The sequence below is a fragment of the Natrinema sp. SYSU A 869 genome (genome assembly GCF_019879105.1).
GTDB lineage: Archaea > Halobacteriota > Halobacteria > Halobacteriales > Natrialbaceae > Natrinema.
On sequence record NZ_CP082247.1, the window covers coordinates 762,466 to 776,221 of the forward strand.

Sequence of the window (13,756 nt, forward strand, 5' to 3'; positions counted from 1 at the left end):
GCCCGCCGTCGCCGGATCAGTTACCGCCCCTCGAACTCCGGCTCGCGCCCCTCGAGGCGGGCAGTGAATCCCTCCGTGTAGTCGCGGGTGTCGTCGAGTTGCTCGCCGAGTGCCCGCTCGTAGGCGAGCCCGTCGTCGAGAGGCATCTCCAGGGCAGCGTTGAGCGCTTTCCGTGCTCGCTCCATCCCCAACGGCGCGTTCTCAGCGAGATCGTCCGCCAGCTCGCGAGCGCGTTCGTCGACCGCCTCCGCGTCGCAGACCTCGTTGACGAGCCCGATCCCGTCCGCCTCCTCGGGGTCGATGAACTCGCCGCTCAGGACGAGCTCTTTCGCCTTCGCCAGCCCGATCATGCGCGGAAGCCGTTGGGTCGCCCCGCCGTGGGGGAAGGTGCCGAGCTGTACCTCGATGACACCGTATTTCGCGTCCTCGGAGATGATCCGAAAGTCAGCGGGGAGCGACAGTTCGAACGCGCCCGCGGGTGCGGCGCGCTTGATGCCGACGACGGTCGGAACGCGCGCGGTATCGACGGTCTCGATGACGTCACCGAGGAGACTCCCGCCGCTCTCGGCTCCGCGGGACTCGCCTTGCTGGGCCTGTTCGCCGCGGTCGCGCATCATCTCGAGGTCCATCCCCGCACAGAAGACGGGACCCTTCCCGAGCAGTGCGACGGCGCGGACGTCCTCGTTCGCATCGACCTCCTCGAACGCCCGCTTCAGGTCGGAGAGAACGTCCTCGTTCAGTGCGTTTCGCTTGTCCGGGCGGTTCAGCACGACGTCGGCGCGGTAGCCGTCGACGTCCACGAGTACGTGACCAGTGCCAACTTCTCGCATACAAGGCGATCAACCAGATTGAACTTAATTGTACCGCCCCGGTGCCGTGTGTTCCCGCTGTTCAAACCGCGGGTTCGTCGCGAAATCGAAGCCGAGTGCGCCAGTGCGGCCGCTATCGACCCCTGAACTCCGGTTCGTAGTCGTCTTCGGCGAACGCCTTTGCCCCCTCTTCGTGGTCCGCCGTCTCCAGCAACCGTTCGAACAGCCGTCGGTCGTACTGTCGTCCCTCTCGAAGACCGGTCTGCGTGGCGATGTTGCCGGACTCCTTGATCGCCTGAATCGAAAGCGGCGGCTTCGACGCGATCGTTTCGGCGAAGTCTCGGGTCGCCTCGTCGAGATTATCGGGAACTCGAGTGACGATTCCGAGGTCGCGCGCACGGTCCGCGCTGATGTGTTCGCCGGTCATCGCGATCTCCTTCGCCGCGGCGGGATTCGCGAGTCGACTGATGAACTGGACGCCGCCCGCTCCGGGAACGATACCCAAATCGACCTCCGGGAGTCCGAACCGAGCGTCTTCGTCCGCGAACCGGAAATCACAGGCCATCGCCGTCTCGAGGCCGCCGCCGAGGCAGTAGCCGCGAATCTTCGCGATAACGGGTACCGGGAACTCCATGATGAATTCGTAGTGGTGGCGCTCGGAACTGGCACCCGGATTCGACTCGCTGAATTCGGTGATGTCGGCACCGGCACAGAAGTTCCCGTCTGCGCCCTCCACGATGACCGCCCGCAGTGCGATTCCGTCCTGGTCCTCGTTTTCGCTCTCGAGTAACCGGAGCCCCTCGATGAGGTCCGCCCGGAGCTGATCGCTGAGCGCATTGAGCGCGTCGGGGCGGTTCAACGTTATGTGGCCGATTCCCGTCTCTGGAGTGAATTCGACTACCGTCGTCTCGAGCGTTTCTCGCATACACGCGTCCATCAACACGATATTAGATATCTTTTCCGACTAGTACGCGATAGCGACAGTAGCAGTAGCGACCGAGACCCGTATAGTCGCGGCCGTTCGCCGCGCCTACTGAATAGCACGGGCCGAATCTGGTATAGCTTTATCACGTCGAACGGCTAACGGAACATCGTATGACAGACCGTGACGTATTTCTCCCGGTCGGCGCACAGCCCACGCTCGATCAACTCGTCGATCAGGCGGTCGCCGCGGAGGAACTGGGATACGATCGCGCCTGGTTCCCCGAATCGTGGGGTCGTGACGTCGTGACGGCGCTCGCGACCGCTGCCGAGCGAACGGATCGGATCGGCCTCGGAACGAGCATCGCCAACGTCTACTCCAGATCACCGGCGCTGCTCGGGCAGACGGCCGCCACGCTGCAGGAGGCTAGCGACGGCCGCTTTCGACTCGGACTCGGTCCGAGCGGCCCGCTCGTCGTCGAAAATTGGCACGGGATGGACTTTGGCAACCCGCTGCGTCGAACGCGAGAGGCGATCGAAATCGCCAGACAGGTAGTGGGCGGTGAGACCGTCTCCTACGACGGCGAGTACTTCTCCCTGAACGGCTTTCGACTCCGCTATGACCCGCCAGAGCCGGCGCCGCCGATCGATACGGCGGGACTCGGCCCGAAAGCCGTCGAACTCGCCGGTCGCTTCGCCGACGGCTGGCACGCCGTCAACTACACCAGAGACGGAATCGCCGATCGCCTCGAGGACCTCCAACGCGGCGTCGAACTGGGAGACAGGGATCGCGACGACCTCCGCGTCACGCTCTCCGTGAGCTGCTGTGCCCTCGCAGACGGCGAACGCGCCCGCGAACTCGTCGCCCAACACATCGCCTTCTACCTTGGCGGGATGGGGACGTTTTACCGCGATAATCTCGCTCGGCAGGGGTACGACGAACTCGCACACGAGATCCACGACGCGTGGCAGCGGGGGGAGCGCGACCGCGCTACGGATCGCGTGCGGGCGGAGTTACGCGATCAGATGGGCGCTGCCGGTACGCCGGCCGAGGCCCGCACGCAACTGGAACAGTTCGAGTCCATCGACGGCGTCGATGCGATCTATATCTCGTTCCCGCGCGGGGCCGAACCCGACGAGATACGTGAGACCATGACCGCGATGGCTCCGTGATCTCTCCATCTTCCCCTGTCCGAATCGGTGTTCCCCTGTCCGAATCGGTGGCTCACGGTCACTAGCCCGATTTCCGACTGCCGCGGACCGCCCCGGAAACGGCGCCGTTCATGATAGTATCGTTATGCGAATGGCGGGATTTATATGTGTATTCCGATAATGGTCTGTGTACTCATGGCACGATCAGTGGAGACCGGTTCCAGCGTCTCGTTCGGGACCGACGGCGAAACGGAACTCATCCTCCAGAGCCTCGAGGAGTTCGTCGAGCAGGAAGTGAAACCGATCGCCGATGACCTCGGTGAGACGCTCACGAACCCCCGGCTCGGACACGAACCGAACGGTCGGCTGACCAACGAAGTGCTCGAGGCGAGACGGGAGGTGCGACGGAAGAGCGCGGAGGCCGGCTTCTACGCGATGAACATGCCCGAGGCCGTCGGCGGCGAGGACGTGTCGGCCGTCACGTGGTACCGGGCGAACAAGCACCTCGCGAAGCAGGACGTGCCGCTGGCTTCGAACGTCCTCGCCGGACCCGGCGGTCCGAAGCCGCTCCTCGCTCAGGCGGAGGGCGAACAAGTCGAGCGATATCTCGAGCCGGCGATGCGCGCGGAAAAGACGACCGCGTTCGGGCAGACGGAACCCGGCGTGGGGTCGGACTCGCCGAACATGGAGACGCGGGCCGAGAAAGACGGCGACGAGTGGGTACTCAACGGGACGAAACAGTGGATCACGAACGCACCCTACGCCGATTTCATCCAGGTCTTCGCGAGGACGACGCCGCAGGAAGAGGCGGGTCGACACGGCGGCATCACGTGTTTCATCGTCGAGGAAGACGAGTACGAGATCGGGAGCCTGAACAACGCCGTCGGCGCGACCGGTATGCAGGCGGAGGTCCGCTTCGACGACGTCCGACTCTCCGACGATCGCGTCCTCGGGAGCGTCGACAACGCGTTTTACGACGCGATGTCGTTCCTCGGGCTCGGGCGCGTCGAGATCGGCGCGACGGCGGTCGGCCACGCGGAGTGGCTGCTCGACGAGGCCACGAACTATGCGAACGAGCGCGAAGCGTTCGGCGAGCAGATCGGCCAATATCAGGCGATATCGCACAAGATCGCTCGCGGACGAGCGAACGCGCTGGCAGCGGACACCGTCGGGCTCAAATGCGCCTGGCTGCTCGATCAGGGCGAGCCGGCGATCGCCGAGTCGTCGATCCTCAAGTGGTTCGCGAGCAACACTTTCTGGGAGATCGCCGACGATGTCGTCCAGATTCACGGTGCCAACGGCCTCGCCGAGGAGAACCCGTTCATGGACCGCCTCCACCGCGCCCGTATCCAACGAGTCGTCGAGGGGACCGACGAAATTCAGCTCAACACGATCGCCAAACAGTACGGCGTGGAAACGTAGGTCGGGAGACCGAGCGCGGAACTCGAGCACACTGACCGGGCACCCCGCCGAGAACGCGTATTGGCTCCGGTCAGTCCGTCTCACGATCTCCGAAACGAGAGCAGGACCCATCTCGCTGCACGACGGCGCTTCTATGGGATGGCTTTGCCGCTAATCGAAACTTATCCATCGTGGGTCACCGTATCTATCGGCATGAGCGAACCGAATCGGACCGCTGGGAACGATCTCGATGCGACGGTCCACCGGCTGGAGTTCTCCGTCGATTGGCCGCCGGGTCACGCGGCGGCGTACGTGATTTCGGGCGACGAGCCGATTCTCATCGATGCGGGTACACCCGGTGAGGACGGTTCCGAGGAATTACGCACCGAACTGAGCGACCACGGGTACGATCCGTCGGACATCGAACACGTGGTGCTCACGCACGGGCACACGGATCACGTCGGCCAGACGCCGACGCTGCTCGAGGCCGGATCACCGACCGTCTACGCGCCAAGACAGATACGGAATCGGTACGAGCGGGAGATGGACGCGGTCGCAGAGAGGACTCGAGCGAATTTACTCGAGGCCGGTCTCGAACCCGAATACCTCGAGTCCGCCAGCGAACGCTTGCTTTCCGCTCATCGCACGGTGCGCGAGTCGCTTCCCGAAGACGCGGTCGACATCTGGATCGATGCTGACCCGTTCACCGTCGGGACGCACGAAATCGAACCGATCTATTCTCCAGGCCATCATATCAGTCACTGCTGTTTCGGGACGACGCTCGACGGTGAGCGAGTCGTGTTTTCGGGCGACATGGCGATGGAACCGTTCCGCGCGCCGTCGCTACTCGTCAACTTCGACGACGGTGTCGAAGACAGCGTCCGACTGTTTCGTGCGACGCTAGAGCGCCTCAAAACGTATCAGTTCGAGCAAGTGTTCCCAGGCCACGGTCCGGTACACGAACGGTACGAGGAGTGTCTCGACCGATCCATCGCCGATCTGGAGTCCAAACTCGAGCGGTGCCGCGATCGGATCGAATCGGACCGGGCGACGGCCTTTCAGATCGCGACGGAGAGGGCGGGCACGGAGCGCGGAATCAGTCGAATCTTCGCGGAGACCGTTGGGCTCGTCGAATATCTGGAGGATAGAGGGGACGTCCAGAGTGTTCTCGAGGACGGTGTTCGGTTCTACGAGAGTACCTGAGCGGTTCACGTACTCCTATGTCTGATCAGCGGATCCGATAGACCGTCTCACGGGGAGAGTTCTGTTCGATAGTGCCAGTCGACGCCTCGTTTTATATTATCTCGTGAGGAGGTGAGCGTATGCCCGTTTCCGAGACGGAAGTCCACGACTTAATACGGAGTTCGGTACGCGAGCTCGCTGCCGGGTACGACGCCGATTACTGGCGCGAACACATCGATCAGAAGCGCTTCCCGGAATCGTACTGGCAGGACCTCGCGGACAACGGCTGGCTCGGCGTCGCGATCGACGAGGAGTACGACGGAGAGGGGATGGGAATGTACGAGATGACGATCGTCATCGAGGAGCTCTCGCGTGCCGGCGGGCAGGGGGGCATCATCTTCATACTGACGCCCGTGTTCGGCGGTATCAGTATTCAGCGACACGGGACGGAGGCCCAGAAGCGAGAGTACCTCCCGGAGATCGTCGACGGGAACTGCCGGTTCTGTATGGGGCTAACCGAACCGAACGCCGGGACGAATACGCTCTCGATAGAGACGATGGCCGAGCGGGACGGCGACGAGTTCGTGATCGACGGCGAGAAGACGTTCATCAGTAGCGTCGAGAACGCCGACGAGATGTTACTCGTCGCACGTACCTCCGAACTCGATCCCTCGGATCCGACTCACGGCGGAACGCTCTTCCTCGTTTCCGATCCGGCCGAGCGCGACGCGATTTCGCTGTCGACGCTCGACACGGCGGTGCCGTGGTTCGAACACCAATATCAGGTCGCCATCGACGGCCTCCGCGTTCACGAGGACGACATTCTCGGTGCCGAGGACGAGGGATTCGAACTCATGTTCGATACGCTCAATACCGAACGGATCGCCGGTGCGGCGAGCGCGCTCGGCGACGGACTTCGGGCCATCGACCTCGCGGTCGAGTACGCGAACGACCGCGAGGTGTTTGGGCAACCGATCGGTGCCCACCAGTCGATCCAACATCCGCTGGCCGAAAGCTACGCCAAGCTCCTCGCCGCCCGCCAGATCACGTACAGCGCCGCCGCGAAGTGGGACCGTGGCGAGGACTGCAGCATGGAAACGAACGCAGCGAAACTGCTCACGAGCCAGTTCAGTACTGAAGCCGCGTCACAGGCGATCCAGACTCACGGGGGGAACGGATTCACGAAGGAGTACGAAGTCTACGAACTCTGGCAGAACGCGCGCGCGTGACCGAGACCGTACCCGTCTCGAACGAAATGGCGAAGAACTACATCGCGGAACACCATCTCGGACTCCCCCGCTCGTACTGATTCGACGGGGCCGAAGGAACGGCCGATACGCTCCCCGCTCGCGGGTACGGATCCGGTTACAGGTCCCGCACGGCTTTCGGTTCCGGTACTCGAGACGGCTATCGCTGCTCGAGTGCGTTCTCCGCAGGACTGGCACGGATTCCTGACAGACGAAAAACTATATTTCCATTCAGTATACGCGGTACCATATGACATACGAGAGTGTGTACGAGGCCGTGTACGACCAGTACGAGACGGACGCGAGTTGGGACGAACACGCCCACGTCGGGGACAGAGAGTCGCTCAATATCGCAACCGAATCCCTCGGTCGGCACGCGTCGTCGGAAGAGACGGGGCTTCGGATCCGGGACTTCGAGACCGGCGAGACCGAGACGTACACGTTCGCCAAACTCGATGCCGCCGCGAACCGAGTGAGCAACTACCTGGATGCACACACCGACCGTGGCGACCGAATCGGTGCGATGCTCCCGACGCATTTCGAGCTGTATGCCGTCGTCTTCGGGACGATCAAGGCCGGCCGGATCTATCTCCCGCTCGCACCGATGTTCGGCCCGGACGCGCTGAACTACCGCCTCGAGGACGCGGGAGCGACCGTGCTATTCACCACGGCGGACGGCTGCGAGACCGTCGACGGGAGTCTCCCCTCGCTCGAGCGCGTCGTCACGGTCGACGGCGGACGCGGAGCGATCGATAGCGACGCGACGGTGGACGACTACGACGCGGTCCGCGATCGGTCCGAGACGTTCGAACCCGTCGAGACGCACCCGAACGACCCGTACACGCTGACGTACACGTCCGGGACAACCGGGCCGCCGAAAGGGGTCCTGAGCAGTCACGGCGGGGTGATCGAACTCCACGCGTACGCGGAATACGTCGCCGACGTCCGTCCCGACGACGTCTATCTGGTCGCCGCGTCGCCGTCGTGGTCGTACGGACTCAATATGGGAACGATCATGTCGGGGATTCGGGGGACCGCGATCGGGTGTTATCGCGGTCAGTTCGATCCCCGCGCGTTCTTCGAGACCCTCGAGGAGTGGGACGTCGACAACGCGATGATACCGCCGACGGCCCTCCGGCAGTCGCGAGCGGGCGGGATCGATCTCGAGGCGTACGACGTCGATCTCCGCGTGTTGCTTTCGGCCGGTGAATCGCTCGACGAGGACACCGTCGAGTGGTGTGAGAACGGATTGGGTGCACCGCCACAGGACGCCTACGGGCTCACGGAGGCCGGCATGGTGATCTGTAACTACGCGTTCGACGACTGGGAGGGAAAGCCCGGAAGCATGGGGAAGGTCCTTCCCGGCGTCGAGGTGGCGCTACTGGACGAGGACGGCGACGAAGTCGCGCAGGGCGACGTCGGTGAAATCGCCGTCAAACGCGATACGGACGCGCATGGATCGTACTGGGGCCGACCCGAGGCGACGCTCGAGACGTTCACCGGCCGCTGGCTCAGGACCGGCGACCTGGCGCGGCGGGACGAGGACGGCTACTACTGGTACGTCAGTCGCGCGGACGACGTCATCATCTCCGCCGGCTACCGCATCGGTCCCGCGGAAGTCGAGGAAACGCTGCTCAACCATCCCGCGGTCGAGGAAGCGGGCGTCGTCGGAACGGACCACGAAACCCGCGGCGAAATCGTCAAAGCGTACGTGACGCTCGTCGACGATGCCGACCCCAGCGAGGGACTGAACGACGACCTCCAGGAGTTCGCCCGTGACGAACTCTCGAAACACGAGTATCCCCGCGAGATCGAATTCCTCGACGAACTCCCCAAGACCGCCAGCGGCAAGATCAAGCGGTCCGCCCTCGAGGGGTGACTCCTTCGGCGTCCGGAGTTCACCGGGCGACACAATTAATACGGGTCGTCTAGACGTGTTTGTCACACAATGGCACGGATTGATCAGTACCATTTCTACGAGCGGGACTGGGAGAGTTACGAACGGCTCCGCGAGTCCTTCGAGTGGGAGATCCCCGACCAGTTCAACATCGCGGAGTACGTCTGTGATCGCTGGGCTCGCGAACGCGGGCACGTCGCGTTCTTCGCCGAGAACGGGTCGAGCGACCGCCGGACGCTCACGTTTCGGGACGTACAGCGCGACGCGAATCGCCTCGCGAACTACCTCTCGGAAGCGGGAGTCTCGGCGGGCGACCGGATCGGGATCTGTCTCGGTCAGCGGCCGGAGGCCGCCATCGCCCATATCGCGGCGTGGAAGCTCGGCGCCGTCTCGGTGCCGCTCAGCACGCAGTTCGGCGACGACGCCCTCGCGTACCGACTCGACGACTGTCGCGCGACGGCCTGTCTCGTCGGCGAATCGAGCGTCGAGACTCTCCGAACGATCCGCGACGACCTCGAGGCACTGGAAACCGTACTGACCGTCGATGTCGACCCGACTCCGACAGAAATGACATGGGACGTGGTCAAGACGCAGGCGTCACGACGGTTCGAGACGGCGGAGACGAACGCCGACGACGACGCGATCATCATCTACACGAGCGGGACGACGGGTGATCCCAAGGGCGTCCTTCACGCGCATCGGCTGCTGCTCGGTAACCTGCCTGCGTTCGCCGAGAGTTTCCTCGAGTCGGGAACGACGGATGGAACTGTGTTCTGGACGCCGGTCGAGTGGTCGTGGATCGGCTCTCTTTTTTCGCTCGTGATGCCGGCATTGTACTACGGACGGCCGGTCGTCGCCGACGACGTCGACCGGTTCGACGCCGAATCGGCGTTCGAACTCATCGAGCGATACGAGGTGACGGACCTCGGAGTCCCACCGACGGCCCTCCGTATGATGATGCAGGTCGATGCTCCATCGGAGCGATACGACGTGAAGTCGGTTCGACGCGTCGGTGCGGGCGGCGAAGCGGTCGGCGAAAGCGTCGTCGACTGGGCGAAAGAGACGTTCGATGGTGTCCCCGTCGAAGAGCTCTACGGACAGACCGAAGCGAACCTCGTCGTCGCCGACTGTAGCTCGTTGAAGCGGCCCCGTCCAGGGAAGATGGGACTCACGGTGCCGGGCCACGAGGTGGCGATCGTCGATCCGGAAACGGCCGAACCGATCGACGAACCGGGGTCGGTCGGCGAGATCGCGGTTCGATACGAGGGCAATCCGGTCTGCTTCGAGGAGTACTGGCAGAAACCGGAGCTGACCGATCGAAAGGTCCGAAACGGCTGGCTGCTGACCGAAGACCTCGGATCGGTCGACGAAGACGGGTTCTTCTCGTTCGAGGGGCGCAAAGACGACGTGATCATCACGTCGGGTTACCGCGTGAGTCCCGAGGAAATCGAGGAAACAATCGCGAGTCACGGTGCCGTCGCCGACGTCGCCGTTATCGGCGTTCCGGACGAGGAGCGGGGAGCGGTCCCGAAAGCGTTCGTCGTCGCAGACGACGACCACCCGACGACCGAGTTGAAGGAGACGCTCGGAACGCGTGTCAAGGACCGTCTGGCTCCGTATGAATACCCTCGAGAGATCGAGTTCATCGACGACCTCCCGACGACGTCTACCGGAAAGGTCCGCCGTCGGTCCCTCCGCGAGCGGGAGGGAATCGCGGACTCGTGACGCGTCGCTCACGCAGCGCTACGGGCGACGGGCGTGTTCTGAGACGCGACGACTCGACCGCTCGCTGGCTATCGTTCGAATTTGGTTCCGACCGATCCGCGTTCTTCCGACAATGATCGCTCCTCAAGTCCGGTGAGAGAGCACTGAGGGGTGTAACGGATGGGATCGACGCGACCCCGTCGTACCGATCCCTCTCGCCCGCGTTTCGATGAATACGGTCCTGTCACGAGCGGAGCGAGCGAGTCCGACCACAGCCATAATAAGTGTTAAAACAATATTAGGCATTTGGATTCCCAGCAGCGTCCAGAGTAATAACATACTAAGGGCGTTACTAAATGGCGCGATCGAGATCCTGTGCGCCGGAGTACCAACGAAGGTTTTGCTTACCGTGGAATGTCACATCGGCCGCGAATCGCTCGAGAAACCGTAGAGAACGGGATATCGGCGATCCGGAGATTCGTAGAACACGTAGCCGAACAGAGGCAAAGCCTATTAGCGTCACGGTAGTTAACAACACACGTACCATGAGAAACGCAGTTATCGTCGACGCAGTTCGCACTCCGTTCGGGAAGCGAGACGGCTCGTTTCGAGACATGCATCCGCAGGACCTCGCGGCGGAACCCCTCGAGGCGCTACGTGAGCGGAATGGATTCGAGCCCGAGACGATCGAAGACGTCATCTACGGCTGCGTGACGCCGATGGACGAACAGGGACTCAACATCGCCCGGCTCGCACCGATGGTCGCCGGCTGGGGCGATATCGTCCCGGGGGTTCAACTCAACCGGATGTGCGGGTCGGGTCAGCAGGCAGCTAACTTCGCCGCGTCGAACGTCATGGCCGACCAGCACGACGTCCTCATCGCCGGCGGCGTCGAACACATGACCCGCGTTCCGATGGGATCCGACGACGGCGGGCTGACGGACACGTATTTCGAGCATTTCGACGAGCGGACCCACCAAGGCGAGGGGGCCGAGCGCATCGCCGAGGAGTACGGCTTCACGCGCGAGGAGCTCGATGAGATCGCCGTCGACTCCCAGCGGCGTTGGAAGGAGGCCTGGGACGAGGGCCGCTACGACGACCAAATCACACCGGTCGAAACCGAACTCGACGGCGAGGAAGTCGTCGTCGAGCAGGATGAACATCCCCGTCCCGACACCGACATGGACACGCTCTCCGACCTTCCCCTCTCCTTCCGCGAGGAGGGCGAGGGCTTCCACCATCCCGGCAACGCCTCGGGGATCGTCGACGGCTCGGCGGCACTGTTGATCGCGAGCGAGGAAGCCGCTGAAGAACACGGCTGGGAACCGATGGCCCGTATCCGACAGACCGAGGTCGTCGGTGTCGACCCCATTACGATGTTGAAGGGCCCGATTCCGGCCACCGAAGGCGTCCTCAAGAAGGCCGACATGACCGTCGGCGACGTCGATCTCTTCGAGGTGAACGAGGCCTTCGCGTCGGTCGTCGCGGCCTGGCTCGAGGAGACGGGCGCATCCTGGGAGGACGTCAACGTCAACGGCGGCGCGATCGCTCACGGTCACCCGCTGGGCGCGACCGGCGCGATGTTGCTGACCAAGCTGGCCCACGAACTCGAGCGGACCGGTCAGGACACCGCGCTGTCGGCGATGTGTATCGGCTTCGGCCAGGGCATCGCGACGATCCTCGAGCGGGTCTAGCGGCGACGATTCGTTTCGGTGACCATCGGCGGTTCTTCGGCGGTCGTGTCCCGTGGGGCGGTCCCCGCTGCTACCCGTTGGTACCGGTTTCTAGAGGCTCGCATCGAATCTCGGCTCCTGTGATGACCGTGTATCCCGGTTCACTATCCGAACCTCGTCCGAAGTTATTAATGGTTGTACGTTAACAATACACAAGTATGGCGTCACATACTACTGTCATGTTCGGTGTGAGTGCGAGCGAGGAAACCGAGGCCGAGACGGAGGGGGCCCATGTTAGACCTTGAGGAGACGTTCGTGTACGACGCCGTAACGCACTCGTACAACATGTCCCCGTCGAACTACCGTAACGAACAACACGCCGAGGGGATCACGGAGATGCTCTTCGGGAACGTGTCGGCCGTCGTCTCCGACGAGTACACGCTCACCCCGGAGGGCTTCGTGCGGGATTGGGGCGTCGAAGAGACGGCGACCATGCTGTTCGAGGAGAGTTACACGGACATGGCAACGTTCCATCCGGTACCGATGTATGCCTTCCACGACGGGCTGGTCGCCAACGGCAAAGCGGGTGCGGTCGTGGACCGATGGCCCGACCGGTTCCGGTCCTACGCCTGCGTGGATCCGCTCCGAGACGAGTGGGAGGACGAACTCGAAGCGCAAGTTCAGGACTTCGATCCGCTCGGAATCAAACTCTATCCGTCCCACTGGAGCGAGGATCATCACGAAGGCTGGAGCATGGGTGATCCGGAGGTCGCGTTTCCCGTCTTCGAGAAGGCACACGATCTCGGCATCGAACTCATCGACATCCACAAAGCCATTCCCTTCGGTCCCGTTCCACGAGGCCCGTATCACCCCGGTGACGTCGACGAGGCGGCTGAGAGCTTCCCCGATCTCACGTTCAGTATCGTCCACGGCGGCTATTCGTTCACCGAGGAGACCGCCTGGCAGCTCGCTCGCTTCCCGAACGTCTACGTGAATCTGGAGGGACTACCAGCGATTCTGCTCGGTAACGAACGGCGGTTCGGCGAGTTGCTCGCCGAGTTGATCAGCTTTCTGGGAGAGGACGGGATGGACCGGCTGTTCTGGAGTTCAGGAGCGATGTCCGTCCACCCGCGGCCGCAGCTCGAAGCGTTCCGCGATTTCGAGTTTTCCGAGCCGGTCCGCAAGAACACCAGTATGATGGGCGAACTCCCCCAGATCACCGACGATCACAAGCGGAAGATCCTCGGAGAGAACTACGCGAACCTCATCGATCTCGATATCGACGAGGCCCGCACTCGTCTCGAGGACGACGAGTTCAGTAGTGCGCGGGCGGACGAGGAACTCGCGGACCCGTACTCGACGACGAACGCCGAGGTGGCGTGATGTCCTCCCTAGAGAACCGAATTCGCGAGCGGCTGGACGAGGTCATCGATCCGTGTAGCGCGGCCAACGGGACGAATCTCAGTATTATCGAAATGGGACTCCTCGACGAGATCGACGTCGACGAGGGCTACGTCACCGTCTCGATGCGACTCACCACGCCCTTCTGCATGCAACTCCCCTACTTCGTCGAAGAGATCGACGAGCGGGTCAGCGCCATCGACGAGGTGGTATCCGTCACCCTCGAGACGGACGAGGGCGTCGACTGGCATACGGGGATGATGTCCGAGGAGGCACAGAAACAGCGACGGGAACGCAAAGCTGCCCGCGAAGCGGAGTACTTCGACGAGACGTCCGAGGACGTCCGCGCCGACGATTGACGGAGCAGGG

11 protein-coding genes are annotated in these 13,756 nt (G+C 63.1%); 9 read left to right on the top strand and 2 right to left on the bottom strand.

Annotation, left to right across the window (positions count from 1 at the left end):
• Positions 1–20: 20 nt before the first annotated feature.
• Both K6I40_RS03425 and K6I40_RS03430 read right to left on the bottom strand, forming a co-directional pair.
• Positions 21–830, bottom strand: coding sequence for an enoyl-CoA hydratase/isomerase family protein (locus K6I40_RS03425; protein ID WP_222912854.1), 810 nt, complete (start codon positions 828–830; stop codon positions 21–23).
• 112 nt (positions 831–942) lie between these two features.
• Entirely contained in the window at positions 943–1,734 is a 792-nt protein-coding gene (locus tag K6I40_RS03430) for an enoyl-CoA hydratase/isomerase family protein (RefSeq protein WP_222912855.1), read from the bottom strand.
• A gap of 170 nt (positions 1,735–1,904) precedes the next feature.
• On the opposite strand from K6I40_RS03430, the gene K6I40_RS03435 reads away from it, so the two are divergent.
• The 9 genes from K6I40_RS03435 to K6I40_RS03475 all read left to right on the top strand — a co-directional run bounded on the left by K6I40_RS03435 (position 1,905) and on the right by K6I40_RS03475 (position 13,746).
• Positions 1,905–2,903, top strand: a complete 999-nt coding sequence (locus K6I40_RS03435; RefSeq protein WP_222912856.1) for a TIGR04024 family LLM class F420-dependent oxidoreductase — start codon at positions 1,905–1,907, stop codon at positions 2,901–2,903.
• Positions 2,904–3,077: 174 nt separating this feature from the next.
• The gene (locus K6I40_RS03440; protein ID WP_222912857.1) at positions 3,078–4,304 is read left to right on the top strand and encodes an acyl-CoA dehydrogenase family protein; all 1,227 of its coding nucleotides are present in this window, start codon (positions 3,078–3,080) and stop codon (positions 4,302–4,304) included.
• Between the two features lie 192 nt (positions 4,305–4,496).
• Complete coding sequence (locus K6I40_RS03445) at positions 4,497–5,486, top strand: MBL fold metallo-hydrolase (RefSeq protein WP_222912858.1); 990 nt, start codon at positions 4,497–4,499, stop codon at positions 5,484–5,486.
• 119 nt (positions 5,487–5,605) lie between these two features.
• Positions 5,606–6,694 (top strand): acyl-CoA dehydrogenase family protein, encoded by a 1,089-nt coding sequence (locus K6I40_RS03450; RefSeq protein WP_255681367.1) that lies wholly within the window; start codon positions 5,606–5,608, stop codon positions 6,692–6,694.
• Between the two features lie 268 nt (positions 6,695–6,962).
• The gene (locus tag K6I40_RS03455; RefSeq protein ID WP_222912859.1) at positions 6,963–8,591 is read left to right on the top strand and encodes an AMP-binding protein; all 1,629 of its coding nucleotides are present in this window, start codon (positions 6,963–6,965) and stop codon (positions 8,589–8,591) included.
• A 69-nt stretch (positions 8,592–8,660) separates the two neighbouring features.
• Positions 8,661–10,334: an AMP-binding protein gene (locus tag K6I40_RS03460; RefSeq protein WP_222912860.1), complete on the top strand. Its 1,674-nt coding sequence runs from the start codon at positions 8,661–8,663 to the stop codon at positions 10,332–10,334.
• 524 nt (positions 10,335–10,858) lie between these two features.
• Positions 10,859–12,007 (top strand): thiolase family protein, encoded by a 1,149-nt coding sequence (locus K6I40_RS03465; protein WP_222912861.1) that lies wholly within the window; start codon positions 10,859–10,861, stop codon positions 12,005–12,007.
• Between the two features lie 270 nt (positions 12,008–12,277).
• The gene (locus K6I40_RS03470) at positions 12,278–13,369 is read left to right on the top strand and encodes an amidohydrolase family protein (RefSeq protein WP_222912862.1); all 1,092 of its coding nucleotides are present in this window, start codon (positions 12,278–12,280) and stop codon (positions 13,367–13,369) included.
• The gene (locus K6I40_RS03475; RefSeq protein WP_222912863.1) at positions 13,369–13,746 is read left to right on the top strand and encodes an iron-sulfur cluster assembly protein; all 378 of its coding nucleotides are present in this window, start codon (positions 13,369–13,371) and stop codon (positions 13,744–13,746) included. Before K6I40_RS03470 ends, K6I40_RS03475 begins: the two co-directional genes overlap by 1 nt.
• Positions 13,747–13,756: the final 10 nt, after the last annotated feature.